Origin of the sequence: Burkholderia sp. AU32262 (assembly GCF_020419985.1) — a bacterium.
GTDB lineage: Bacteria > Pseudomonadota > Gammaproteobacteria > Burkholderiales > Burkholderiaceae > Burkholderia > Burkholderia semiarida.
Genome location: NZ_JAIZRS010000005.1, coordinates 230,260 through 255,631, shown reverse-complemented (window position 1 = coordinate 255,631; position 25,372 = coordinate 230,260). Strand labels below are relative to the sequence as shown.

16 protein-coding genes are annotated in these 25,372 nt (G+C 69.4%); 10 read left to right on the top strand and 6 right to left on the bottom strand.

Annotation, left to right across the window (positions count from 1 at the left end; all coding sequences use genetic code 11):
• The first annotated feature begins 36 nt into the window (after positions 1–36).
• Positions 37–4,089, top strand: a complete 4,053-nt coding sequence (locus tag LGN10_RS08125) for a translocation/assembly module TamB domain-containing protein (protein ID WP_226222677.1) — start codon at positions 37–39, stop codon at positions 4,087–4,089.
• Between the two features lie 91 nt (positions 4,090–4,180).
• Here LGN10_RS08125 and metG read toward each other — a convergent pair whose 3' ends face one another.
• Both metG and LGN10_RS08115 read right to left on the bottom strand, forming a co-directional pair.
• Positions 4,181–6,337 (bottom strand): methionine--tRNA ligase, encoded by a 2,157-nt coding sequence (metG, locus tag LGN10_RS08120; RefSeq protein WP_226222675.1) that lies wholly within the window; start codon positions 6,335–6,337, stop codon positions 4,181–4,183.
• Between the two features lie 378 nt (positions 6,338–6,715).
• The gene (locus tag LGN10_RS08115; RefSeq protein ID WP_059576687.1) at positions 6,716–7,363 is read right to left on the bottom strand and encodes an OmpA family protein; all 648 of its coding nucleotides are present in this window, start codon (positions 7,361–7,363) and stop codon (positions 6,716–6,718) included.
• Between the two features lie 352 nt (positions 7,364–7,715).
• Between LGN10_RS08115 and apbC the strand changes: the two genes are divergently transcribed.
• The 5 genes from apbC (at position 7,716) to LGN10_RS08090 (ending at position 13,470) form a co-directional block, all read left to right on the top strand.
• Entirely contained in the window at positions 7,716–8,807 is a 1,092-nt protein-coding gene (apbC, locus tag LGN10_RS08110) for an iron-sulfur cluster carrier protein ApbC (protein ID WP_059646323.1), read from the top strand.
• A gap of 133 nt (positions 8,808–8,940) precedes the next feature.
• Positions 8,941–9,477, top strand: coding sequence for a superoxide dismutase [Cu-Zn] (sodC, locus tag LGN10_RS08105; RefSeq protein ID WP_059576681.1), 537 nt, complete (start codon positions 8,941–8,943; stop codon positions 9,475–9,477).
• A 268-nt stretch (positions 9,478–9,745) separates the two neighbouring features.
• Positions 9,746–10,315 (top strand): dCTP deaminase, encoded by a 570-nt coding sequence (gene dcd / locus LGN10_RS08100; protein WP_006398615.1) that lies wholly within the window; start codon positions 9,746–9,748, stop codon positions 10,313–10,315.
• A gap of 81 nt (positions 10,316–10,396) precedes the next feature.
• Complete coding sequence (locus LGN10_RS08095; RefSeq protein ID WP_059576678.1) at positions 10,397–12,676, top strand: arginine/lysine/ornithine decarboxylase; 2,280 nt, start codon at positions 10,397–10,399, stop codon at positions 12,674–12,676.
• The gene (locus LGN10_RS08090; protein WP_226222672.1) at positions 12,676–13,470 is read left to right on the top strand and encodes a lysozyme inhibitor LprI family protein; all 795 of its coding nucleotides are present in this window, start codon (positions 12,676–12,678) and stop codon (positions 13,468–13,470) included. Before LGN10_RS08095 ends, LGN10_RS08090 begins: the two co-directional genes overlap by 1 nt.
• 82 nt (positions 13,471–13,552) lie before the next feature.
• On the opposite strand, the gene LGN10_RS08085 is transcribed toward LGN10_RS08090, so the two are convergent.
• From LGN10_RS08085 to LGN10_RS08075, 3 genes are all read right to left on the bottom strand, one after another.
• A complete protein-coding gene (locus LGN10_RS08085) occupies positions 13,553–14,236 on the bottom strand; it encodes an HAD family hydrolase (protein WP_226222670.1) in 684 nt (227 codons plus the stop codon).
• Between the two features lie 84 nt (positions 14,237–14,320).
• The gene (gene argH, locus LGN10_RS08080) at positions 14,321–15,730 is read right to left on the bottom strand and encodes an argininosuccinate lyase (RefSeq protein WP_226222668.1); all 1,410 of its coding nucleotides are present in this window, start codon (positions 15,728–15,730) and stop codon (positions 14,321–14,323) included.
• A 104-nt stretch (positions 15,731–15,834) separates the two neighbouring features.
• Positions 15,835–16,644 (bottom strand): helix-turn-helix transcriptional regulator, encoded by an 810-nt coding sequence (locus LGN10_RS08075; protein ID WP_124659000.1) that lies wholly within the window; start codon positions 16,642–16,644, stop codon positions 15,835–15,837.
• Positions 16,645–16,870: 226 nt separating this feature from the next.
• Here LGN10_RS08075 and LGN10_RS08070 point away from each other — a divergent pair, with 226 nt between their 5' ends.
• Positions 16,871–17,623, top strand: a complete 753-nt coding sequence (locus tag LGN10_RS08070) for a class I SAM-dependent methyltransferase (RefSeq protein ID WP_060311923.1) — start codon at positions 16,871–16,873, stop codon at positions 17,621–17,623.
• Positions 17,624–17,743: 120 nt separating this feature from the next.
• Here LGN10_RS08070 and ppc read toward each other — a convergent pair whose 3' ends face one another.
• A complete protein-coding gene (gene ppc, locus LGN10_RS08065) occupies positions 17,744–20,773 on the bottom strand; it encodes a phosphoenolpyruvate carboxylase (RefSeq protein ID WP_226222666.1) in 3,030 nt (1,009 codons plus the stop codon).
• Positions 20,774–20,981: 208 nt separating this feature from the next.
• Between ppc and hemC the strand changes: the two genes are divergently transcribed.
• Genes hemC through LGN10_RS08050 form a run of 3 tightly spaced genes read left to right on the top strand, consistent with a single transcriptional unit; the run spans position 20,982 to position 25,146 of the window.
• A complete protein-coding gene (gene hemC / locus LGN10_RS08060) occupies positions 20,982–21,986 on the top strand; it encodes a hydroxymethylbilane synthase (RefSeq protein WP_226222664.1) in 1,005 nt (334 codons plus the stop codon).
• Entirely contained in the window at positions 21,986–23,956 is a 1,971-nt protein-coding gene (gene hemDX, locus LGN10_RS08055; protein ID WP_059576648.1) for a fused uroporphyrinogen-III synthase HemD/membrane protein HemX, read from the top strand. Before hemC ends, hemDX begins: the two co-directional genes overlap by 1 nt.
• A 2-nt stretch (positions 23,957–23,958) precedes the next feature.
• Positions 23,959–25,146, top strand: coding sequence for a heme biosynthesis protein HemY (locus LGN10_RS08050; protein ID WP_059576645.1), 1,188 nt, complete (start codon positions 23,959–23,961; stop codon positions 25,144–25,146).
• Positions 25,147–25,372 lie beyond the last annotated feature (226 nt).

Genomic DNA, 25,372 nt, shown 5'->3' with positions numbered 1-25,372 from the left:
GTCGCCCTGTTCACGACGACCCGCACGACGAACCGCATGACGAAGGACCCGAACGACACGCCGCCGCCTCACGATCCGGATTCGCCGGACGGCGCGCCCGATACGCCGCCGCGGCCGCCGCGCGCGCCGCGGCGCGGCCGCGCGTGGCGTGTTTTCGCGTGGACGCTCGTGTCGCTCGTGCTGCTCGTCGTGCTGGCGGCGGGGCTCGTGGTGGGGGCGGTGACGACGGAGCGCGGCACGCGGCTCGCGTGGCAGGCGGCCGGCAAGGTGCTCGGCACGCGGCTCGCGGGCACGCTCGACGGCGGCTCGCTCGCGACCGGCGTGCGCTTGCGCGGGTTCGCGTGGACGAGCCCCGACGGCACCGGCACCGAGGTTCGCATCGACCGGCTCGACGGTCGCTGGGCGCTGACGCGCGCGCCGTGGCGGCTGTCCATCGCGTATCTGCGCGCCGGCACGATCGACGTGCGGATCGCGCCGGGGCCGTCGACGCCGAGTACGACGCCGCAGAACCTGAGCCTGCCGCTGCAGGTGCGGATCGACGACCTGCGCGTCGATCGCCTCGCCATTCACGACGGCGGCTCGACGACGCAGCTCGACCATCTCGCGCTGAACGGCCGCAGCGACGGCCGTCACCATGAACTCGTGCTCGACGGCGTCGATACGCCGTACGGCGCGCTGACCGCGCGCGCGAAGCTCGACGGCGTGAAGCCGTTCGCGCTGACGGGCGAGGCCACCTACGCCGGCAAGCTGTCCGACGAACCGGTCGACGCGCGGGCCCGTGTGTCGGGCTCGCTCGAGGCGCTCGTCGCCGACGTCGACGCGAGCGGGATGAAGCTGAACGGGCGCGCGCACGTCGAGGCCGCGCCGTTCGGCCCGGTGCCGCTCACGCGTGCGTCGCTCGCGTTCGACCACGTGAACCCGCAGGCGCTGTCGCCCGGCGCGCCCGCGGCCGATCTCGCGGTGCGCGCGGAACTCGCGCCGGTGAGCGCGCCGGCGGGCTCCGCGCCCGCGAAGGGCTTCGCGGTGACGGGCCCGGTGTCGATCGTCAACGCGAAGCCGGGCACGCTCGGCGACCATCTGCTGCCGGTGATCGACGCGCACGCGACCGTGCATCTCGACGCGCACGCGCAGCGCATCGACGGCCTCGCGCTGAAGCTGATCCGCGACGGCAGCGTGACCGGCGGCGGTACGCTCGCGGGCGGCAAGGGCCGCTTCGACCTGAAGGTCGCGAACCTCGACCTGAACGCGTTCGTCGCCGAGCTGCGGCCGATGCGCCTCGGCGGCCCGCTTGGCGTGACGCTCGCGGGCGACGTGACGACCGTCGATTTCAACCTGAACGACCCGAAGCTCGCGCTCGGCGCGCGCGCCAAGGTCGCGCTGACGCGGCAGCAGACCGTGCTGACCGACACGCGCGTGACGGCCGGCAAGGGGCGCATCGACCTGACGGGCGTGTTCCGCCACGACGCGCATTCGACCTATGACGCGAAGGCGACGCTGACCGCGTTCGATCCGCTGCTGCTCGCCGCGGCGAGCGCGCCGAAGGCGGGCGGCGGCAAGGCGCCGGCGAAGGCCGCCAAGGCGCCGGCCAGGCGCGGCGAGACGCGCGTGTCGGGCACGCTGACCGCATCGGGCGGGTTCGCGCCGCAAGTGTCGACGAAGGCGACCTTCAAGCTCGCCGACAGCCTGTACGACGGCGTGCCGCTGACGGGCGCCGGCGTCGTGCAGCTCGCCGGCTCGCGGATCCTGCCGAGCAACGCGAACCTGTCGATCGCCGGCAACCACGTCGACCTGCGCGGCAGCTTCGGCGCACCCGGCGACCGGCTGCGCTTCGTCGTCGACGCGCCGCAGCTCGACCGGCTCGGCTTCGGCGTCGAAGGGCTCGTGCAGGCGCAGGGCGACCTGACCGGCAGCTTCGCGCATCCGAACGTGACGGCCACCTACAAGGCCGAGCACGTCGTCGTCGGCTCGAACCGGATCGGCACCGCGCAGGGCCGCGCGGACATCCGCGACGGCGCGCACGGCGCCCTCGTGTTCACGGCCGACGCGGCCGACATCGCGCTCGGGTCGTTCCAGTTGAAGTCGTTGCGCGCGAACCTCGACGGCACGCGCGCGAAGCACACGCTCGACGCATCGGCGCTCGGGGCGGCCGGCGGCCGCGTGATCGACCTGACGCTCGCGGCGAACGGCGGTGTGGTCGAGACCCGCGACGGCATGCGCTGGGACGGCACCGTCACGCGTCTCGCGAATCGCGGCACGCCGGCGCTCGCGCTGCAGGCGCCGCTGACGATATCGGCCGGCGCCGGGCGCGTGACGCTCGGCGCGACGCGGCTCACGCTCGAAGGCGCGGCGATCGACCTGAAATCGTTCGTGTTCGATCACGGCCAGATGCGCTCGGCGGGCGCCGTGACGGGCGCGTCGGTCGCGCGTTTCCTCGAGGTGCGCCAGGCGCTGACCAGCCAGCGGCCGCCGGTGCGGACCGACGTCGTGCTCGATGCCGACTGGGATTTCTCGCTCGGCGCGAACGCGACGGGCTACGTGCAGGTGAAGCGCCGCGGCGGCGACGTGACGATCGAGACCGGGCGCGGCATCGCGTCGCTCGGCCTGACCGACCTGTCCGCACGCGCGAGCTTCGCGCCCGGCAACCGGCTCAACGTGACGGCGCTCGCGAAGGCGAGCCGGATCGGCACGCTCGACGCGAACGTCGCGGTGCCGTTCGCGCTGCGCGACGGCGTGTTCGGCATCGTCGACGACGGCCCGCTGTCGGGCCGCATCGACGCCGACATCCCGGCGCTGAAGACGACCGGCAACCTGTTCGGGCCGAGCTACCTGCTCGGCGGGCGCGCGGCGCTGAAATTGACCGTCTCTGGCACGCCGGTGAAGCCGAACCTGTCGGGGACGCTGACCGGCGACGAGCTGTCCGCGACGCTGATCGATCAGGGCGTGCAGTTGAAGGACGGCATCGTGCGCGTGAAGCTGTCGGACAACCTCGTCGAATTCCAGCAGGTCGAGTTCCACGGCGGCGACGGCACGCTGCGCGCGCTCGGCCGCGTGCGCCTCGACGGCGAGGCGCCGGACCTGACCGCGAGCATCGTCGCGGACAAGCTCGAACTGTTCGCGGCGCCCGACCGCAAGCTGTCGCTGTCGGGCAAGGCCACCGTCGCGAACGACGGGCCGCGCGGCGCGCTGTCGATCGACGGCAAGTTCATGGTCGATCGCGCGCTGTTCGACCTGCCCGAGCAATCGGCGCCGCACCTGTCCGACGACGTCGTGATCGTGCAGCCGGACGGCACGGTGCGCGGCGAGACGCCGACCGGCACCGCGGCCGCGAAGCCGAAGCCGGTCGACAACAAGCCGGCGCCGTCGCTGGCGCCGCGCGCGAACATCGACGTCGGCCTCGGCAACAACTTCCGCTTCAAGGGCCACGGCGCGGATCTCGGGCTGCGCGGCACGATCACCGTGATGAGCGCGCCGGGCGTGCCGCTGCGCGCGGTCGGCAACGTGCGCGTGACCGAAGGCTCGACGTACACGACGTTCGGCCGCAAGCTCGCGATCGAGAACGGCTTCTTCACGTTCAACGGCCCGGTGTCGAACCCGGGCGTGAACATTCTCGCGATGCGGCGCAACCAGGAGGTCGAGGCCGGCGTGCAGGTGGTCGGCACGATCCAGTCGCCGACGGTCAAGCTCGTATCGGAGCCGAACGTCACCGACAACGAAAAGCTGTCGTGGCTGCTGTTCGGGCACGGTACCGACCAGGGCAACAACGTCGGCCAGCAGGGCGCGATGACGGCGGCGCTCGGGCTGCTCGGCAGCGTGACCGGCAAGCGTGTCGCACAGACTTTCGGTCTCGACGAGGTGTCGGTCGGCCGCAGCGAAGTCGGCCTGACCGATCCGCAGGTCGTGCTGGTGTCGAAGGCGATCAACGAGCGCTTCGTGCTCGGCTTCGAGCAGGGGCTGCAATCGGCGAGCAACGCGTTCAAGGCGACGATCAACCTGACGCGCTTCTGGTCGGTGTCGGCGTACGGCGGCACGTTCCAGGGTGTCGACCTGAACTACACGCGGCGCTTCGATCGGTGGTTCGGGCAGCGGTGAGGGCGGGCAAGGCGTACCGGGCGACGATAAAAAAGCCCCGCACGATTCGCATCGTGCGGGGCTTTTTTGCGCCGGCAGCAGCGCGTTGCGCTTACTTCACGCGCATGCCCGGCTTCGCGCCGCTGTGCGGCTCGAGGATGTAGAGGCCCGGTTCCGCCTTCTCGTCGGTGGCCGACGCGGCGAGCACCATCCCCTCGGACAGGCCGAACTTCATCTTGCGCGGCGCGAGGTTCGCCACCATCACCGTCAGCTTGCCGACGAGCTGCTCGGGCTGGTACGCGGACTTGATGCCCGAGAACACGTTGCGGGTCTTTTCCTCGCCGACGTCGAGCGTGAGCTGCAGCAGCTTGTCCGAGCCTTCGACGGCCTGGCACGCGACGATCTTCGCGATGCGCAGGTCGATCTTCGCGAAATCGTCGATCGAGATCGGCGCGTCGTCGGCGCCGTTCACGGCGGCCGGCTTCGCGTTCGCCTTGGCGTTGTTCTTCGCGTCCTTCGCGGCGTTCGCGCTCGCGGCGGCCGCACCCGTTGCCGCGGCCTGCAGCGAATCGCGGTTCGCGGCCAGCAGCGCTTCGATCTGCTTCGCATCGACGCGCGTCATCAGGTGCTGGTACGCCTTGATCGGCTGCGCCGACGACAGCGGCTTCGCGGCATCGGCCCACGCGAGCGGCGCGATCCCGAAGAACGCTTCGACCGCTTCGGCGACGCGCGGTATCACCGGCTTCAGCGCGAGCGACAGCAGGCGGAACGCCTCGAGGCTCACGCTGCAGGTTTCGTGCAGCGCGACCGCGTTGGCCGGATCCTTCGCGAGATCCCACGGCTTCGCGCCGTCGACGTACGCGTTCACTTCGTCCGCGAGCTCCATCGTGTGGCGCAGCGCGCGGCCGTATTCGCGTGCTTCGTAGCTCGCGGCGATCTGCGCAATGGCATCGCGCAGCTTCGCGACGAGCGGATGGTTCATCGCGCTGTCCTGCACGCGGCCGTCGAAACGCTTGATCAGGAAGCCGGCCGCGCGGCTCGCGATGTTCACGTACTTGCCGACGAGATCGCTGTTCACGCGCGCCTGGAAGTCGTCGAGGTTCAGGTCGATGTCTTCCATCGTCGCGTTCAGCTTCGCGGCAAAGTAGTAGCGCAGCCACTCGGGGTTCAGGCCCGTGTCGATGTAGCTCTGCGCGGTGATGAACGTGCCGCGCGACTTCGACATCTTCGCGCCGTCGACCGTCAGGAAGCCGTGCGCGAACACGTTGGTCGGCGTGCGGTGGCCCGAGAACTCGAGCATCGCGGGCCAGAACAGCGTGTGGAAGTACAGGATGTCCTTGCCGATGAAGTGGTACTGCTCGGCCTTCGAGCCGGGGCGGATCCACGCATCGAAATCGACGCCGTTGCGCGCGCACAGGTTCTTGAAGCTCGCGTAGTAGCCGACCGGCGCGTCGAGCCACACGTAGAAATACTTGCCGGGCGCGCCCGGGATCTCGAAGCCGAAGTACGGCGCGTCACGCGAGATGTCCCAGTCGGCGAGCTTGGCTTCGCCGGCGTCGCCGAGCCATTCGCGCATCTTGTTGGTCGCCTCGGGCTGCGCGAGGCCGCTCACCCATTCGCGCAGGAACGATTCGCAGCGCGGGTCGGACAGGCGGAAGAAGTAGTGCTTCGAGGTCTTGCGCACCGGCGTCGCGCCCGACACGACCGAATACGGGTTCAGCAGCTCGGTCGGCAGGTAGGTGGAGCCGCACACTTCGCAGTTGTCGCCGTACTGGTCCTTCGCGTGGCACTTCGGGCACTCGCCCTTGATGAAGCGGTCCGGCAGGAACATTTCCTTGACCGGATCGTAGGCCTGCTCGATTTCGCGTTCGGCGATCAGGCCGGCTTCCCGCAGCGCGAGATAGATCTTCTCGCTCAGCACGCGGTTCTCGTCCGAATCGGTCGAGTAGAAGTTGTCGAACGACACGCCGAAGCTGTCGAAGTCGCGCTTGTGCTCGGCCCACACGCGGTCGATCAGCTGCTTCGGGGTCAGGCCTTCCGCCTCCGCGCGCAGCATGATCGGCGTGCCGTGCGTATCGTCGGCGCCGATGTAGTAGACCTCGTGGCCATGCATTCGCAGCGTCCGCACCCAGATGTCGGTCTGGATGTACTCGACCAGGTGGCCGATGTGGATCTGCCCGTTGGCATAGGGCAGGGCGGACGTAACGAGGATCTGGCGGCCGCCTTGCGGCGCCGCAGCCTGCACGGAAGTGAGGTCGGATGCGGACATAGGGTCTGGAGAAGAACAGCGGGAAAAACGACGGGAAACTGCGATTCTAGCAGGGGCGCGGACCAGCGCGGCGAGCATGCGCCGCGACGGGGCGGCAGCGGGGACGAGGCCGCACGTGCGGCGTGCCCGGTCGTGTTGTGCTGCGCTGCAGCACGAATTCGGCGGGCAAAAAAAACCGGGGCGGATACGGCCCCGGAGCAACAACGACAAGAGGAGAATGGTGACGCGCCGGCAACACCAGCCGCGTACCGTAAATACTGACCACGGCCTGCGACAGAAGTTCGAAAATTTTTTCGATTTGTTACCGGCCCCGCCCAAAGCCTTGCCGGGCGGGGCTGTGCGGGCAAGGCGCCCGCACGTTTCCCCTCGTGGTCGTGCTTACTGATGCTGTTGCGGCGCGCGCAGGTAGATCTCGACGCGGCGGTTCTGGGCGCGACCGGCTTCGGTCGCGTTGTCCGCGATCGGGTTCGACGGCCCCATGCCTTGCGCCGACAGACGACCGCCGTTCACGCCGCGCTGCACGAGCGCGTTCACGACGCTTTGCGCACGGTTCTGCGACAGCGTCTGGTTCAGCTGCGCCGAGCCCGTGCTGTCCGTGTAGCCGACGATCGACGCCGTCAGTTGCGGGTTCTGGTTCAGCGTCGTCGCGAGGTCGTTCAGCAGCGGCGTGAACGCCGGCGTGATCGCGTACTGGTTCGTCGCGAACGTGACCGAGCTCGGCACGTTCAGCTTCAGCGAGCCGTCCGGCTGCTCGGTGACCTGCGTGCCCGTCTGCGCCGCCGACGGCGCGAGCTTGTTCTTGATCGCTTGCCAGTTGTAACCCGTCACGCCGCCAACCAGTGCGCCGACGCCCGCGCCGATCGCCGCGCCCTTGCCGCCGCCGGCCAGTGCGCCGATCCCTGCGCCCAGCGCCGCGCCCGTGCCGGTGCCGACGGCCGTATTGTTGCCTTGCTGCGTGGCGCAGCCTGCCAGCAGTGCGCCGGCGAGTGCGAAGACGGACAGGCGAGTCGCGATTTTCATGTTCATCTTGGATTCCTCTCTTGGTTGAACGAGTCGACAACGACGACAAACAACAGTTATGGCTCCCTGCGCGGGCCGTCCGAAAAAGGAGGGCCGGCCTGCGCTCGCGGCAGCCGCCGAGGCGCTCGCATGCCCTGTCCGTCAGCGGGGCTGTTCGGGCGGGGCGACGCGTCAGCCTCTACAATATAGGCGGTGAATAGCCGATTTGGCCCTATAGCATGCCGCACGCGAAGAGTGCGCCGGGTCGCGCGTTCGCGCAATGGCGTGCAACAGATTCTTTCACTTTTCCCGATTTTCGCAGCGTAATTTGATATTTTTTGACGTTTGCGCGCGAGAAAAACGTTTTCACGGAGTCTTGATGAGCATTGACCGGGCACAAGTCGACGCCGCGCTGGCGGCAGTCGTCGACCCCAATACCGGCCGCCCGTATGCGGCGAACAAGGGCGTGCGCAACGTCGCGATCGACGGCGACGTCGTGGCGCTCGACGTGGTGCTCGGTTATCCCGCGCGCAGCCAGCACGACGACGTGCGCGCGCGCGTCGCCGCGGCGCTCCAGGGCGTGCCGGGCGTGCGCGACGCGCGCGTCGCCGTGTCGCAGGAAATCGTCGCGCATACGGTGCAGCGCGGCGTGAAGTTGTTGCCGAATGTGAAGAACATCGTCGCGGTCGCGTCGGGCAAGGGCGGCGTCGGCAAGAGCACGACGGCCGTGAACCTCGCGCTCGCGCTTGCCGCGGAAGGCGCGTCGGTCGGCATACTCGACGCCGACATCTACGGCCCGTCGCTGCCGACGATGCTCGGCATCCACGGCCAGCGCCCCGAGTCGCCCGACAATCAATCGATGAACCCGCTCGTCGGCCACGGCTTGCAGGCGAACTCGATCGGCTTCCTGATCGAGGAAGACAACCCGATGGTGTGGCGCGGCCCGATGGCGACGTCCGCGCTCGAGCAGCTGCTGCGCCAGACCAACTGGCGCGAGCTCGACTACCTGATCGTCGACATGCCGCCGGGCACCGGCGACATCCAGCTCACGCTCGCGCAGCGCGTGCCCGTCACCGGCGCGGTGATCGTCACGACGCCGCAGGACATCGCGCTGCTCGACGCGAAGAAGGGACTGAAGATGTTCGAGAAGGTCGGGATTCCGATCCTCGGCATCGTCGAGAACATGAGCATCCACATCTGCTCGAACTGCGGCCACGAGGAGCACATCTTCGGCGCCGGCGGGGCCGAGCGGATGGCGAAGGATTACGACGTGAACGTGCTCGGCAGCCTGCCGCTCGACATCGCGATCCGCGAGCGCGCCGACAGCGGCACGCCGACGGTCGCGGCCGATCCCGAAGGCGCGCTCGCGCGTCGCTACCGCGACATCGCGCGCGGGGTCGCGCTGGCGATTGCCGAGCGATCGCGCGACATGACGTCGAAGTTCCCGTCGATCGTTGTTCAAAATACGTAAAACCCTTGCGGGGCGGGGCCTTACGCTGTTTACGGCGCCGCGAGGCGCGGTATCATGGCGACTTTTCCCGGGTCCCTTTACCCGCCCGGCGCGGCCGCCGTGTCAAACGGCCGCCAGCCGGCATGAGGATCGAATGAAACAACGACATCACGGCGTGCGCGCCGGCCGCGCGCGGCGCGCGCTGCTGGCCGCCGCCGCGCTGGGCCTGCTGGCCGGCTGTACCTCCTTTTCCTCGTCGCACGAAAAACGGGCCGACGCGCAGTTGCAGCCGACGGTCGGCTCGCAGGCGCGCGGCGCGGTGACGTTCGTCGAGCGCCCGGACGGCGTGCAGGTCACCTACAACCTGGTCGGCCTGCCGCCGAACAGCGATCACGCGCTGCAGGTGCACGAACGCGGCGACTGCAACGCCGGCGACGGCTCGAGCGCAGGCCCCGTGTTCGCGCCGGCCGCCGACCGGCTTCGCGCCGGGGCGCGCGTCGCCGGCGATCTCGGCAACATCCATGCGGATGCGAACGGCGTCGCCGCCGGCTTCATCGTCGCGCCCGATCTGGCCCTCGATGGCGTGCGCTCCGCGATGAACCGGGCGGCGCTGGTGCACCGCGACTCGAGCGACCCGGCGTTCGCGCAGCATGGCGCGGGGCCCGCGCTGGCGTGCGGCGTGATCCGTTGACGGCCGCCGCGTGCGTGGCCCGATGATCGCGTAAAATGTGCGCCTTTCCCGGCCGCCGCTTCGCGGGTAAGGCCCCCACCGACTGTCACGCAGCGTTTCCAGGCGCCCTGAATATGCAACGACCCCAACGCTCACTTCGTTCGTTGTCCCCCGACGGGACGGCCAGCCGCCCACGGCCGGCTTTGCAAAGCCGGCCGGCTGCGCAGGCGCAGAGCGGTGCTCTGCGAATTCCCTGCTACGCCCTTGGGACGGCCCGGCGGAGGCTGGCATGAGCATCAAGTCCGACAAATGGATTCGGCGCATGGCCGAAGAGCACAAGATGATCGAGCCGTTCGTGCCCGATCAGGTCCGCGCGTCCGAGGACGGCCGCCGGATCGTCAGCTACGGCACGTCGAGCTACGGCTACGACATCCGCTGCGCGGACGAATTCAAGATCTTCACGAACATCAACTCGACGATCGTCGATCCGAAGAACTTCGACGAGGGTTCGTTTGTCGATTTCAAGGGCGACGTGTGCATCATCCCGCCGAACTCGTTCGCGCTGGCCCGCACCGTCGAATATTTCCGCATCCCGCGCACCGTGCTCACCGTCTGCCTCGGCAAGTCGACCTACGCGCGCTGCGGGATCATCGTCAACGTGACGCCGTTCGAACCCGAATGGGAAGGCTACGTCACGCTGGAATTCTCGAACACCACGCCGTTGCCCGCGAAGATCTACGCGAACGAAGGCGTCGCGCAGGTGCTCTTCTTCGAAAGCGACGAGGTGTGCGACGTGTCGTACGCCGATCGCGGCGGCAAGTATCAGGGGCAGCGCGGTGTCACGCTGCCGAAAACCTGATCTGGTTGCATAACGTCTCACCAGTTTCCGGGTGACCGCTGCGCGTGACGCGCCGCGGTCGTTCTTTTTGGAGAATCGCCCATGAAGTTTCGTTTCCCCGTCGTCATCATCGACGAAGATTTCCGCTCCGAGAACATCTCGGGCTCCGGCATCCGGGCGTTGGCCGAAGCGATCGAGAAGGAGGGCGTGGAAGTCCTCGGCCTCACGAGCTACGGCGATCTGACGTCGTTCGCGCAGCAATCGAGCCGCGCGTCGTGCTTCATCCTGTCGATCGACGACGACGAACTCATGCTCGGCGAAACCGGCCCGGACGGCGAGCTGCCCGAGCTCGCGACCGCGATCATCGAGCTGCGCGCGTTCGTCACCGAAGTGCGCCGCCGCAACGCGGACATCCCGATCTTCCTGTACGGCGAGACGCGCACGTCGCGCCATCTGCCGAACGACATCCTGCGCGAACTGCACGGCTTCATCCACATGTTCGAGGACACGCCGGAGTTCGTCGCGCGCCACATCATCCGCGAGGCGAAGGTCTATCTCGATTCGCTCGCGCCGCCGTTCTTCAAGGAGCTCGTCAAGTACGCGGACGAAGGCTCGTACTCGTGGCATTGCCCCGGTCACTCGGGCGGCGTCGCGTTCCTGAAGAACCCGCTCGGCCAGATGTTCCACCAGTTCTTCGGCGAGAACATGCTGCGCGCGGACGTCTGCAACGCGGTGGACGAGCTCGGCCAGCTGCTCGACCACACGGGCCCGGTCGCGGCGTCCGAGCGCAATGCGGCGCGCATCTTCAGCGCCGACCACCTGTTCTTCGTGACCAACGGCACGTCGACGTCGAACAAGATCGTCTGGCATGCGACCGTCGCGCCCGGCGACATCGTGCTGGTCGACCGCAACTGCCACAAGTCGATCCTGCACGCGATCACGATGACGGGCGCGATCCCCGTGTTCCTCACGCCGACGCGCAACCATTTCGGCATCATCGGGCCGATCCCGCGCGACGAATTCAAGCCGGAGAACATCCGCAGGAAGATCGAGGCGAACCCGTTCGCGCGCGAGGCGATGCGCCAGAACCCGGACATGAAGCCGCGCATTCTGACGATCACGCAGAGCACGTACGACGGCGTCGTCTACAACGTCGAGATGATCAAGGACCTGCTCGGCGACCTGCTCGACACGCTGCACTTCGACGAAGCGTGGCTGCCGCACGCGACGTTCCACCCGTTCTACCGCGACATGCACGCAATCGGCGACGGTCGTCCGCGCACCGGCGCGCTCGTGTTCGCGACGCACTCGACGCACAAGCTGCTCGCGGGCATCTCGCAGGCGTCGCAGATCGTCGTGCAGGATTCGGAGAACCGCACGTTCGACAAGCACCGCTTCAACGAGGCGTACCTGATGCACACGTCGACGAGCCCGCAGTACGCGATCATCGCGTCGTGCGACGTCGCGGCCGCGATGATGGAGCCGCCGGGCGGCACCGCGCTCGTCGAGGAGTCGATCGCCGAGGCGATCGACTTCCGCCGCGCGATGCGCAAGGTCGACGCCGAATACGGCGACGACTGGTTCTTCAGCGTGTGGGGCCCGGACAACCTGTCCGAGGAAGGGATCGGTTCGCGCGAGGACTGGATGCTGAAGCCGAACGACCACTGGCACGGCTTCGGCCCGCTCGCGGAAGGCTTCAACATGCTCGACCCGATCAAGGCGACGATCATCACGCCGGGGCTCGACGTCGACGGCGAGTTCGGCGAGACCGGCATTCCGGCCGCGATCGTCACGAAGTACCTGGCCGAGCACGGGATCATCGTCGAGAAGACCGGCCTGTACTCGTTCTTCATCATGTTCACGATCGGCATCACGAAGGGCCGCTGGAACTCGATGGTGACCGAGCTGCAGCAGTTCAAGGACGACTACGACAACAACCAGCCGCTGTGGCGCGTGCTGCCGGAATTCGTCGCGCAGCATCCGCGCTACGAGCGCGTCGGCCTGCGCGACCTGTGCACGCAGATCCACGACGTGTACCGCGCGAACGACATCGCGCGCCTGACGACCGAGATGTACCTGTCGGACATGGAGCCGGCGATGAAGCCGTCGGACGCGTTCGCGAAGCTCGCGCACCGCAAGATCGACCGCGTGCCGCTCGACGAGCTCGAAGGCCGCGTGACGAGCATCCTGCTCACGCCGTACCCGCCGGGCATTCCGCTGCTGATCCCGGGCGAGCGCTTCAACAAGACGATCGTGAACTACCTGCGGTTCGCGCGCGACTTCAACGAGCGCTTCCCGGGCTTCCACACCGACATCCACGGCCTCGTCGCGGAAGAGGTGAACGGCCGCGTCGAGTACTTCGTCGACTGCGTGCGCGACTGATGGCGACGCATGGACGAATCCGGACGATGCGCGCGGCGCTGGCCGCGCTCGTCGTCTGGGCGGCAGGATTGACGGGGCTCGCGGGCGCCGGTGTCGCCCATGCGGAAGTCGCGGCGGCCGACCCGATCGACGTCGCGATGCGGCAATGCCTCGCGCGGCGCGACCGGTCGTCGCCGGCCGGGCAGATCCAGTGCATGGGCGAGGCGCAGCAGCAGTGGCAGGCAGTGATGGACGGCGCGTACCAGCGCCTGTTGAAGGATGCGCCGGCCGACGCGAAGCGCGGCTGGCAGGACAGCCAGCGCCGCTGGCTCACGTGGCGCAAGGACGAGGTGCTGCTGCTGAAGGCCGTATACGACACGACACGCGGCACCGCGTATGCGATGTCGAGCGCCGACCTGCAACTGCAGCCGGTGCGCGATCGCGCGCTGGCGCTGCGCGGGGCGGCCGATCGCTATGCGCCGCCGCCCGCTGCCGTGCCGGTCGCGGCGACGAGCGGCGCGCAGGGTGGCGCCAAGCCGGCGAACGCGCCCCGCGAGCCGGCGCTGCGCCGCGTGCGGCCGTGTGCGCAGGATGCCGCGTGCGAGCATGCGCTGTTCGACCTGAACCGCTATTACCAGAAGCTGCGCCGCAAGATGCCCGCGCATTCGGCCACGACACTCGGGCGCGCGCAGCGCGCGTGGGTGGCGTTCCGCGATGCGACGGCGCCGCTCGTCGGCGAGGACGGGCGCGTCGACCTGATCGGCGCGCGCATCGCGACGATGAAGCGGCTGTCGGAGACGGCCGGCAATCGGTAACGGCTGCCGCGCCGCTGCCGAGCCGGCGACACGACAAAACGGGCACCCGAGGGTGCCCGTTTTGCATGGCGCGGTGTATCGCCTACGCCGGCTGCGACATGCCCTGCAGCCCGAACCACGACGGCACGAGCGCGAGCGCGTCGTCGAGCGACGCGAGCACGTGCAGGCTCAGCGCGACGATCTCCGGCGTCGGCGCCTTCAGGTCGGGCACGGTGACGACCGCCGCGCCGGCGCCGGCGGCCGAGAGCGCGCCGAAGTCGCTGTCCTCGAACGCGATGCACGCGTGGGCCGGCACGCCGAGGCGTTCGGCCGCGAGCCGGTAGACGGCCGGGTCGGGCTTGCCGCGCGCGACTTCGTCGCCGCCCGCGACCGCGCGGAAGAACGGCAGCACGCCGACCGCGTCGAGCCGCGCGCGGATCACGTCGCCCGCGGACGACGACGCGACCGCGCACGGAATGCCGGCCTGCGCGAGCGTGTCGAGCAGCGCAAGCGCGCCCGGCTTCAGCGGAAACTTCGGATGGGGCTCCGGGGCGGCGAGCTGCTCGCGCACGCGGACGCGCACCGCGTCGAACGTGTCGGGGTCGCCGATCAGGCGCGCGAGGATCACCTGGCCTTCGGCGAACGAGCGGCCGACGATCTGCAGGTAATCGATCTCGGTCAGCACGACGCCGTGCGCGTTCGACACGTCGATCCACGTGTTCATGATGGTCCGCTCGGAGTCGACGAGCAGGCCGTCCATGTCGAAGAGCGCGGCGGAGAAGGTCATCGGGAGCATCCGTGAAGCGGTGAAGCGGGGAAGGCGACGAGCGGCACGATGGCCGCCCGAATGAAAAACGGACGCCGCGGGCCGTTACTGGCCCAGCGCGGCGAGGGCAGCCTTGGCGGCTGCACGCACCTGGTCGGGCGCGGTGCCGCCCGGGTGGTTGCGGCTCGCGACCGACCCTTCGAGCGTCAGGTAGCCGAACACGTCGTCGCCGATCAGGTGCGCGACGTTCGGCAGTTCCTGCTTCATTTCGTCGAGCGTCAGATCGGCGAGGTCGATGCCGCGATCGTCGCAGATCTTCACCGCGTGCGCGACGGCTTCGTGCGCGTCGCGGAACGGCAGGCCGCGCTTGACCAGGTAGTCGGCGAGGTCGGTGGCGGTCGAGAAGCCCTGCAGCGCGGCCGCGCGCATCGCATCCGGCTTCACGGTGATGCCGGCGACCATCTCGGCGAAGATCCGCAGCGTGTCGGCGACGGTGTCGACCGTGTCGAACAGCGGTTCCTTGTCTTCCTGGTTGTCCTTGTTGTACGCGAGCGGCTGGCCCTTCATCAGCGTGAGGAGCGCCATCAGGTGGCCGTTCACGCGGCCGGTCTTGCCGCGCGCGAGCTCGGGCACGTCGGGGTTCTTCTTCTGCGGCATGATCGAGCTGCCGGTGCAGAAGCGGTCGGCGATGTCGATGAAGCCGACGCGCGGGCTCATCCACAGCACGAGCTCTTCGGAGAAACGCGACACGTGCGTCATCACGAGCGCCGACGCCGCCGTGAATTCGATCGCGAAGTCGCGATCGGACACCGCGTCGAGCGAGTTCGCGCAGATGCCGTCGAAGCCGAGCGTCTTCGCGACCGCGTGGCGATCGATCGGATAGCTGGTGCCGGCGAGCGCGGCCGCGCCGAGCGGCAGGCGGTTCACGCGGGTGCGGCAGTCGCGCATGCGTTCCGCGTCGCGCGTGAACATCTCGACGTACGCGAGCAGGTGGTGGCCGAACGTGACCGGCTGCGCGACCTGCAGGTGCGTGAAGCCCGGCATGATCGTGTCGGCGTTCTGTTCCGCGAGGTCGATCAGCGCGCCGCGCAGGTCGTTCAGCAGGCCGCCGATGCGGTCGATCTCGCCGCGCAGCCACAGGCGGATGTCGGTCGCGACCTGGTCGTTGCGCGAGCGGCCCGTATGCAGGCGCTTGCCGGCATCGCCGATCAGCGCGGTCAGGCGCGCCTCGATGTTCAGGTGGACGTCTTCCAGGTCGAGCTGCCATTCGAATTCGCCACGCTCGATCTCGCCCTTGATCTGCGCCATCCCGCGTTCGATCGCGGCCAGGTCGTCGGCGCTGATGATCTTCTGCGCGGCGAGCATGTTCGCGTGCGCGAGCGAGCCGGCGATGTCGACGAGCGCGAGGCGCTTGTCGAAAAACACCGACGACGTGTAGCGCTTGACCAGCTCCGACATCGGTTCCGAGAAGCGGGCCGACCAGGCCTCGCCCTTTTTGTGCAGTTGGGACGTCATGGCGATTCTTCGAAGGGGAGTTGGGCGGCCGTGCGCCGCCGAGGGAATCCCGCGATTCTAACATTCGCGGGCCGGCCGCCCGCGGGCGGCAGGGACCGCCGCGCTCAGTCGCGCACCAGCACGACGAGCTTCAGGTCCTCGCGGTGCGCGGGTTTCAGCGTGATCTGCTGGTACACGAGGCGGCCGTCGGCCGGATGGTCGAATTCGCGCCGCCCGCCTTCGCGCTCGAACACGTCCTGCGACGCCCAGTACTGCGCGAACGCGTCGCTGCCGGCCGTCAGCGCGTCGATCAGCGCGCGCGTCGGCGCGTCGGTCAGGTGGCGGATCGCGTCGGCGCGGAATTCGGCCGCGAGCCGCCGCGCGCGGGTTTCCCAGTCGACGATCAGCGTGCGTGCAGCCGGCGACATGAACGTGAAGCGCAGCAGGTTGCGGTCGTGCTCGCCATCGAGCCAGCCGGAAAAGAGCGCGGCGGCCGGCGGGTTCCACGCGAGCGCGTTCCATTGGCGGTCGAGCACGTAGGCGGGCGTCGCGATCGCGGCGACGGTCGCGGCGAGCGTCGGCGGCAGGTCGCCGCCCGCGACGTCGGGCTCGGCCGGGTCGCGCTGCGCGGCCAGCTCGAACAGGTACGCGCGTTCGGCCTTCGACAACTGCAGCGCGACGGCGATCCGGGCGAGCGCGTCGGCGGAGGCCGACACGGGCCGGCCCTGTTCGATCCACGTGTACCAGGTCGGGCTCACGCCGCACAGTTGCGCGACTTCCTCGCGCCGCAGCCCCGGCGTGCGGCGGCGCGGGCCGGGCGGCAGGCCGACGGCCTGTGGCGACAGCCGCTCGCGATGGGCGCGGATGAATTCGCCGAGCGCGCGGGCGGGCGTGGCGTCGAGCGGCGGGACGGGGGCGGAGGACGACTGGTTCATGCGGAAACGGCGAAGTGGAAGCGAAGACGCGGCAACGATCGAACGATCAGACAGGTGGATCGAATACCAGAATAACTGCTTAACTTGTACTGGTACAAATGCAGGCCTATTGTAGCGGCTCGCGCGCTGGCAGGGCAGCGGGCGTCCCCCACAATACGTTGCACGGGGCCGGATCGCGCGCGCAAGCGTGGGGTTCGGCCGACGGCATCAAGGAAAGGAGCGAACGATGAAACACCACGACCAGGTCGCCGACGCGTTCGGCACGACGGCCGCCGCCTATCTGACGAGCACGGTTCATGCGACGGGCGCCGACCTGCGGGCGCTCGCCGACGCGGTGCGCGCGACGCCCGACGCCGCGGTGCTCGACCTCGGTTGCGGTGCCGGCCACGCGAGCTTCGCGGTCGCGCCGCACGTGCGCGAGGTGGTCGCGTACGATCTCGCCGCGCCGATGCTTGCGACCGTCGATGCGGCCGCGCGCGAGCGCGGGCTCGCGAACATCCGCACGCAGCAGGGCCCGGCCGAGCGGCTGCCGTTCGACACCGCGACGTTCGACTGGGTCGTGAGCCGGATGAGCGCGCACCACTGGCACGACCTGCGCGCGGCGCTCGCCGAAGTGCGCCGCGTGCTGAAGCCGGGCGGCCGCGTGCTGATGATCGACATCGCGGGCAACGACCATCCGCTCCTCGATACGTACCTGCAGGCTGCGGAAGTGCTGCGCGACGCGTCGCACGTGCGCGACTACCGCGCGGACGAATGGCTGGCGATGTTCCGCGCCGCTGGTTTCGACGCGCGGGTGCACAGCCGCTGGCGGCTGCCGATCGATTTCGACACGTGGGTCGCGCGCATCCGCACGCCGGCCGACAGCGTCGCCGGCATTCGCGCGCTGTGGGCGCATGCGCCGGACGAGGTGCGCGGCTACTACGCGGTGCAGGCCGACGGTTCGTTCGAGCACGACGCGTTGCTGATCGACGCGCACTGAGCGGGCGGCGCGCGCCGCGCCGTTTCGCGATCGCATGAAAAAAGCCGCGATACGTACGAACGCGTATCGCGGCTTTCGTTATCCCGGCCGGCGCGAAACCGCGCCCGCGCCGCCCGCGGATCAGCCGGTGTTGCGCAGCCCGGCCGCGATCCCGTTGATCGTCAGGTGAATCCCGCGGCGCAGCCGCGCGTTCGTGTCGCCCGCGCGGTGACGCTTGATCAGCTCGACCTGCAGGTGGTTCAGCGGATCGAGATACGGGAAGCGGTTCTTGATCGAGCGCGCGAGCAGCGGGTTGGTCGCGAGGCGGCCTTCGTGCCCGGTGATTTCAGCGAGCGCCCGCGACGTGCGCTCCCATTCCGCGACGATCCGCTCGAACACGTGCTTGCGCAGCTTGCGATCGGGCACGAGCTGCGCATAGCGCGACGCGACCGCGAGATCCGTCTTCGCGAGCACCATGTCCATGTTCGACAGCAGGTTCGAGAAGAACGGCCAGGTCTTGTTCATCTTCTTCAGCAGCGTGACGCGTTTCGCGCGTTCGGCGTCGTCCCCGGCGCCGTCGAGATACGCGCTCACCGCGCTGCCGAAGCCGTACCAGCCGGTCAGCAGCAGCCGGCACTGGCCCCACGAGAAGCCCCACGGAATCGCGCGCAGATCCTCGATCTTGCGCTGCTTCGGATCCTGCAGCTTGCGCGACGCCGGGCGGCTGCCGATATTCAGCTCGGCGATCTCGGTGATCGGCGTCGACGCGAAGAAGTAATCGGTGAAGCCCGGCGTTTCATAGACGAGCGCGCGATACGCGGCCATCGCCGAATCGGACAGCGTCTGCATCGCGGCCTCGAACGCGGGCAGTTGCGCCGGTGCGTTCGACTGCGGCAGCAGCGACGCCTCGAGCGTCGCGGCGACGACCGTCTCGAGGTTGCGCCGGCCGATCGACGGGTTCGAGAACTTGCTCGCGATCACCTCGCCCTGTTCGGTCAGGCGGATCTGGCCGTTGACGGTGCCCGGCGGCTGCGACAGGATCGCCTGGTAGGTCGGGCCGCCTCCGCGGCCGACCGTACCGCCGCGCCCGTGGAACAGCCGCAGCGTGATCTTGCGCTCGCGGAACAGGTCGACGAGCGCGAGTTCCGCGCGATACAGCTCCCAGTTCGACGTGAGGAAGCCGCCGTCCTTGTTGCTGTCCGAGTAGCCGAGCATCACTTCCTGCTCGGCGCCCTGGTGCGCGATCAGCGCGTCGATGCCCGGCAGCGCGAAGTAGTCGCGCATGATGCGTGACGCGTCGCGCAGGTCGGGGATCGTCTCGAACAGCGGGATCACCATCAGGCTGTTCTTCGCGTCGCTGCCCGGCACGCCGAGCGTGCCTTCGAGCAGGCCCGTCTCCTTCTGCAGCAGCAGGACTTCGACGAGGTCGCTGACGGTTTCCGTATGCGAAATGATGTAGTTGCGCACCGCACGCGCGCCGAATTGCGCGCGGACCTCGCGCGCCTTCTCGAACACGCCGAGCTCGCTTTGCGCGAGCGCCGAGTATTCGATGTACGGCGAGCGCAGCGGGCGCGGATCGGCGAGCGCGGCGAGCAGCACGCGCAGCTTGTCTTCCTCGGCGAGCGCCGCATAGTCGGCCTCGACGCCCGCGCGCGCGAACAGCTCGGCGACCACCGCCTCGTGGATGTCGGAACTCTGGCGCAGGTCGATGCTCGCGAGATGGAAGCCGAACACTTCGGCCGCGCGCACGAGCGGCGCGAGGCGCGGCGCGGCGAGCGACGCGCCGTGGTGTTCGTCGAGCGATGCGGTCAGCACCTTCAGGTCGGCGACGAACGCTTCCGAATCTTCATACGGGACCGCACGCACGGGCGGCGCGCCGCGGCCGGCGCTGCGCACCGGCACCGTACCTTCGCCGAGACGCACGCGCGCGCTCGCGGCGAGCCGCGTATAGATGCCGATCAGCGCGCGGCGATACGGTTCGTCGACGCGGTGCGGCGACTGGTCGGGCGACGCGGCCGCGAGCGCCTTCACCGCGTCGTTCGCGCCGACCAGCAGGTTCGACACCGACAGCTCGGCGCCCAGCTTGTGCACCTGTTCCAGATAGTGTTCGAGGATCACCGCGGCCTGACGGTTGATCGCCTCGTCGAGCGTCGCGGCGGTCACGTTCGGGTTGCCGTCGCGGTCGCCGCCGATCCAGCTGCCCATCTGGAAGAACGCGGGCACGCGGGCCGACAGGCCGTGCTCGGCGAGCGCGGCCTCGATGTCGCCGTACAGCGCGGGCAATTCGTCGAGGAACGTCGCGCGGTAGTACGACAGCGCGTTCTCGATCTCGTCGCCGACCGTCAGGCGCGCGTCGCGCAGCATGCGCGTCTGCCACAGCGCGGTCACGCGCGCGCGCAGCATCGCCTCGTTGTACTGGCGCTCGCGCGCGGTCAGCTCCTGGTCGCGCTCGGCGAGCAGGCGCGCGATGTCGTGCTGCGCGTCGAGGATGCTCTTGCGCTGCACTTCGGTCGGATGCGCGGTCAGCACCGGCACGATCAGCGCATCGTCGAAGAAGCGCTGCAGCAGGCGCTTCGACGCGTTGCCGGTGGTTTTCAGCTGGTCGAGCGCGTATGCGACCGTGCCGGGCTGCGGCGCGGAGCCGGCCAGCGCGTGGATGCGGCGGCGGCGGTTGTGGTGGCGGTCTTCCGCGATGTTCGCGAGGTGCGAGAAATAGCTGAACGCGCGTACGACGCTCACCGTCTGCTCCGGCGTCAGCTTGCGCAGCTTCTTCTCGAGCGTCTGCGCGGCTTCGCTGTCGTCCTCGCGGCGGAACTTGACCGCGGTCTGGCGGATCGTCTCGACGACGTCGAACACCGTATCGCCTTCCTGTTCGCGCACGACGTCGCCGAGCAGGCGGCCGAGGAAGCGGATGTCCTCGAACAGCGGGCGGTCCTTGTCGTCGCGCGCGCGGGTGCCGGCCTTCGGCGCGACGGCGTCGCGGGCCGCGGGGCCGGCGGCTTTCGTCGTGCGTTTTGTCCGACGTATCGCGTCTTTCGGTTTCGTTGCCGTTGGTTTCGTTGCCGCTTTCGCACGGCCGTTCGCGGCGGTGGCGACGGTGTCCGTCGAGGCGTCGGAGGAGGACAGGGCAGCATTGCGGCGCGCCGTACGCGCCGATCCGGAAGACTTCACGATGGGTTTCCTTGGGAAAGCTCGAGTCAAAAGGAACTGCGGAAACTGCGGGAACTGCGGTCAAGCAACCAGCTACGTGCGGCACATCCGCGCAACGGCGCCGCGACCCGCACGGAAGCAGGCCGGGCGCAGGCTCCGGGCCCGGGCGGGCCGGAGCGTGCGTGCTACCATTGTTCGATCTTCAATCCCGTCCTTCGATGTTCCAGCAATGAATTCCGAGACCCCCGCGGCCGGGCCGCAACAACCACGACCGCCCGCGACGTTGACGATCGCTTCGCGCGAGAGCCGCCTGGCGATGTGGCAAGCCGAACATGTGCGTGATGCGCTGCGCAAATTATATCCAGCTTGTGACGTGAAAATCCTCGGGATGACGACGCGCGGCGATCAGATTCTCGATCGCACGCTGTCGAAGGTCGGCGGCAAGGGCCTGTTCGTGAAGGAACTGGAAGCCGCGCTGGCCGACGGCCGCGCCGATCTCGCGGTGCATTCGCTGAAGGACGTGCCGATGGCGCTGCCCGACGGCTTCTCGCTCGCCGCGATCATGGCGCGCGAAGACCCGCGCGACGCCTTCGTGTCGAACGACTACGCGTCGCTCGACGCGCTGCCGGCCGGCGCGGTCGTCGGCACGTCGAGCCTGCGCCGCGAAGCGATGCTGCGTTCGCGCTATCCGCATCTCGAGGTCCTGCCGCTGCGCGGCAACCTCGACACGCGTCTCGCGAAGCTCGACCGCGGCGACTACGCGGCGATCATCCTCGCGGCCGCCGGCCTGAAGCGCCTCGGCCTCGAAGCGCGGATCCGCGCGCTGCTCGACGTCGAGGCGAGCCCGCCCGCGGCCGGCCAGGGCGCGCTCGGCATCGAGATCGCCGCGCATCGCGACGACGTCGCCGCGTGGCTCGCGCCGCTGCACGACACGCAGACCGCGCTCGCGGTCGAGGCCGAGCGGATGGTGTCGCGCGCGCTCGGCGGCAGTTGCGAGGTGCCGCTCGCCGCGCACGCGGTGTGGCGCGCGGGCGAGCTGTACCTGACGGGCCGCGTGTCGACCACCGACGGCAAGCGCGTGCTGACGGCCGAGGAGTGCGGCGCGGTCGTGACCGTCGCCGATGCGCTCGCGCTCGGCCGCGCGGTGTCCGACGAGCTCGAGGCGCAAGGCGCGCTCGACATCGTCCAGGCGCTGCTCGCGAGCTCGCCGGTCGCGGGCAAGGGCGACGCCTGATGGCGGGCGGCGCGCGCGCGTTCACTGCTGTCCTGACGCGTCCGGACGGGCAGTCCGATGCGCTGGCGTCGCAACTGGCCGACGCCGGCTGCGACGTGCTCGAATTCCCGCTGATCGATATCGCGCCGGTCGACGATCCGGCGCCGCTCGACGCCGCATTCGCGGCGCTGGCCGACTACGCGCTGGTGATTTTCGTGTCGCCGAACGCGATCGACCGCGCGCTCGCGCGGTACGACACGATCTGGCCGAACGCGCTGCCGGTCGGCGTGGTCGGGCCCGGCAGCGTCGCGGCGCTCGCGCGTCACGGCATCGCGGCGCCCGCGCATCGCGTGATCGCGCCGCAAGCGCCGGCCGACGGCGGCGTGCCCCATTACGATTCGGAAAGCCTGTTCGCGAGCATCGAGGCCGCGTTCGGCGGCGCGCAGGCGCTGGCGGGCAAGCGCGTGCTGATCGTGCGCGGCGACGGCGGGCGCGAATGGCTCGCCGAGCGCCTGCGCGAAGCCGGTGCGGACGTCACGCTCGTCGCGGCCTACCGGCGCGTCGTGCCGGAGCCGCGCGTCGGCGCGTGGGAGCGCGTGCACGCGCTGCTCGACGGCCAGCCGCACGCATGGCTCGTCACGAGCTCGGAAGGCGTGCGCAACCTGCACGAGCTCGCGCGGGCCCATCTGAACGATGCCGAGATCGACGCGCTGAAGCATGCGCCGCTCGTGACGCCGCACCCGCGGATCGAGCAGACCGCGCGCGCATTGGGTTTTGATAGGATTACGCTGACCGGCGCGGGCGATGAGCGCATCGTCCGCGCGTTTCGAACGATGGCCGACGAGGCCGTCCAACCGGCGACAGCCGTACCGGTGACTAAACGCATGACAGATACCAACGATTCCAAAAGCGTCGCTTCCCAGCCGGCCGCTGCATCCGCACCGCCGTCCAGCCCTCCTTATCTCGCGTCCGAGCCGCGTGCGCGCCGCGGCGGCAGCGCGGTGCTGTGGCTCGTCGTCGTCGTGCTCGGCTGCGCGGCGGGTGTCGGCGGCTACGCGCTGAACCGCAAGATCGACCGGCTCGACGGCACGTTCGTCGCCCGTCAGAAGGCGCTCGACGCGCAAGCGGCCGAAACGCGGACGAAGACCGAGCAGGCGCTCGCCAGCACGCACCAGGTCGACACGCAGCTCGCGCAGCTCGACGGCAAGCTCGCCGATGCGCAGAGCGCGCAGCAGGCGCTGCAGCAGCAATACCAGGACCTGTCGCGCAACCGCGATGCGTGGATGCTCGAGGAAGTCGACCAGATGCTGTCGAGCGCGAGCCAGCAGCTTCAACTGACCGGCAACACGCAGCTCGCGCTGATCGCGCTGCAGAACGCCGACGCGCGTCTCGCGACGTCGCAGAGCGCGCAGGCCGTCACGGTGCGCAAGGCGCTCGCGCAGGACATCGAGAAGCTGAAGGCCGCGCCGGCGGCCGATCTCACCGGGCTCGCGATCAAGCTCGACGACGCGATCGCCAGGATCGACGCGCTGCCGCTGTCCGGCGAGGCGATCGTGCCGCACGCGGCGCCGAAGGCCGCGCCGGCCGACGCCGCGTCGTCGGCCGCCGCCGGCGAGCCGCGCTGGAAGGTGTGGTGGCACGGCTTCTCGGCCAGCCTCGGCCAGCAATTGAAGGGCCTCGTGCAGGTGCGCCGGATCGACAACGCGGACGCGATGCTCGCGTCGCCCGACCAGGGCTATTTCGTGCGCGAGAACGTGAAGCTGCGCCTGCTCACCGCGCGGCTGTCGCTGCTCGCGCGCAACGACGGCGCGATGAAGGCCGACCTGCACGCCGCGCAGGCGTCGCTCGCGAAGTATTTCGATCAGGCGTCGAAGGACACGCAGACCGTCGAGGATCTGCTCAAGCAGGTTGACGGCGCAGCGCTGACGGTCGCGGTGCCGAACCTGAACACGAGCCTGAACGCCGTTCAGCAGTTCAAGAGCCGGGGGTAACGATGACGCTTCGAGGAATCGTCTGGCTCGCGATCCTGTTCGCGATCGCCGCGGCGCTCGCCACCGTCGGCCGTTTCGACGCGGGGCAGGTGCTGCTCGTCTATCCGCCGTACCGGGTCGACGTGTCGCTGAACCTGTTCGTGATCGCCATCGTCGTGCTGTTCATCGTCGTGTACGCGCTGCTGCGCATCGTGCGCAACATCTGGCGCATGCCGCAGCGGGTCGCCGCGTATCGGGCGCGTTCGCGCAACGAGAAGGCCCAGGCGTCGCTGCGCGATGCAATCTCGAACCTGTACGCGGGCCGCTTCTCGCGTGCGGAGAAGGCCGCGCGCGAAGCGCTGGCGGTCGACGCGAACCTGGGCGCCGCGAGTCTCGTCGGGGCCACGGCCGCGCACCGCATGCACGAATACACGCGCCGCGACGAGTGGTTGTCGAAGGTCGACGCGCCCGAATGGCAGGATGCACGGCTGCTCGCCGCGGCCGACATGCGCGCGGACGCCCGCGACGCGGACGGCGCGCTCGCCGCGCTGGCCGACATGCAGGCCGGCGGTAAGCGCATTCATGCGCAGCAGGTCGCGCTGCGGGCGCAGCAGCAACTGAAGAACTGGGCCGAGGTGCTGAAGCTCGCGAAGGCGCTCGAAAAGCGCGAGGCGCTGCATCCGGCCGCGGCCGTGCGGCTGCGCCAGCAGGCGGCGGAAAACCTGCTGCGCGAACGTCGGCACGACGCGGACGCGCTGCTCGAGGTATGGCAGTCGCTGTCGACGGTCGAGCGCCAGTCGCCGCGCCTGGCCGATCTCGCGGCCGAGTTGCTCGTGCCGCTCGAGCGCCGCAACGAAGCGCGCCGCATCGTCGAGGACGCGCTCGCGCACAACTGGGATGCGCGCCTGCTGCGCCGTTACCCGGACACGGCCGGCGCCGATGCGCTGCCGCTGATCCAGAAGGCCGAGGGCTGGAAGAAGGATCATCCGGAAGACGCCGACCTGCTGTTCGCGCTCGGCAGGCTCTGCCAGCAGCAGCAGCTGTGGGGCAAGGCGCAGTCGTTCCTCGAATCGGCATTGAAGCTGGCCGACAACGAGGCGCTGAAAGTGCGTGCGCATCGTGCGCTCGCCCGCCTGTTCGAGCAGCTCGGCGAAACCGACAAGGCCGCGAAGCACTACCGCGAAAGCGCGCTGGCGATCACCGTGGTCTGATGCGGCGCTGCGGTGCACGCCCCGAATGCCGATCGGCCTTCGGGGCTTTTTTTCGTCCGCCGGGCGGCCGCCGGGACGCAGGGTGCCGTCATCCGGCCGGTGCGGGCCTGGCCTGCCTGGAATCGAAAACGCCCCGGCGGCCGGATGATGCCGGCCGTCGGGGCGATCTCGCGAGCACCGGCCATCGACCGGCGTATTCGGTCGTTCGCGGTGCGCCGTTACAGGC

Coding starts and splice junctions, on each gene's coding strand:
- LGN10_RS08125 (WP_226222677.1), top strand. CDS start 37: ATGACGAAGGACCCGAACGACACGCCGCCGCCTCACGATCCGGATTCG.
- metG (WP_226222675.1), bottom strand. CDS start 6,337: ATGTCCGCATCCGACCTCACTTCCGTGCAGGCTGCGGCGCCGCAAGGC.
- LGN10_RS08115 (WP_059576687.1), bottom strand. CDS start 7,363: ATGAACATGAAAATCGCGACTCGCCTGTCCGTCTTCGCACTCGCCGGC.
- apbC (WP_059646323.1), top strand. CDS start 7,716: ATGAGCATTGACCGGGCACAAGTCGACGCCGCGCTGGCGGCAGTCGTC.
- sodC (WP_059576681.1), top strand. CDS start 8,941: ATGAAACAACGACATCACGGCGTGCGCGCCGGCCGCGCGCGGCGCGCG.
- dcd (WP_006398615.1), top strand. CDS start 9,746: ATGAGCATCAAGTCCGACAAATGGATTCGGCGCATGGCCGAAGAGCAC.
- LGN10_RS08095 (WP_059576678.1), top strand. CDS start 10,397: ATGAAGTTTCGTTTCCCCGTCGTCATCATCGACGAAGATTTCCGCTCC.
- LGN10_RS08090 (WP_226222672.1), top strand. CDS start 12,676: ATGGCGACGCATGGACGAATCCGGACGATGCGCGCGGCGCTGGCCGCG.
- LGN10_RS08085 (WP_226222670.1), bottom strand. CDS start 14,236: ATGACCTTCTCCGCCGCGCTCTTCGACATGGACGGCCTGCTCGTCGAC.
- argH (WP_226222668.1), bottom strand. CDS start 15,730: ATGACGTCCCAACTGCACAAAAAGGGCGAGGCCTGGTCGGCCCGCTTC.
- LGN10_RS08075 (WP_124659000.1), bottom strand. CDS start 16,644: ATGAACCAGTCGTCCTCCGCCCCCGTCCCGCCGCTCGACGCCACGCCC.
- LGN10_RS08070 (WP_060311923.1), top strand. CDS start 16,871: ATGAAACACCACGACCAGGTCGCCGACGCGTTCGGCACGACGGCCGCC.
- hemC (WP_226222664.1), top strand. CDS start 20,982: ATGAATTCCGAGACCCCCGCGGCCGGGCCGCAACAACCACGACCGCCC.
- hemDX (WP_059576648.1), top strand. CDS start 21,986: ATGGCGGGCGGCGCGCGCGCGTTCACTGCTGTCCTGACGCGTCCGGAC.
- LGN10_RS08050 (WP_059576645.1), top strand. CDS start 23,959: ATGACGCTTCGAGGAATCGTCTGGCTCGCGATCCTGTTCGCGATCGCC.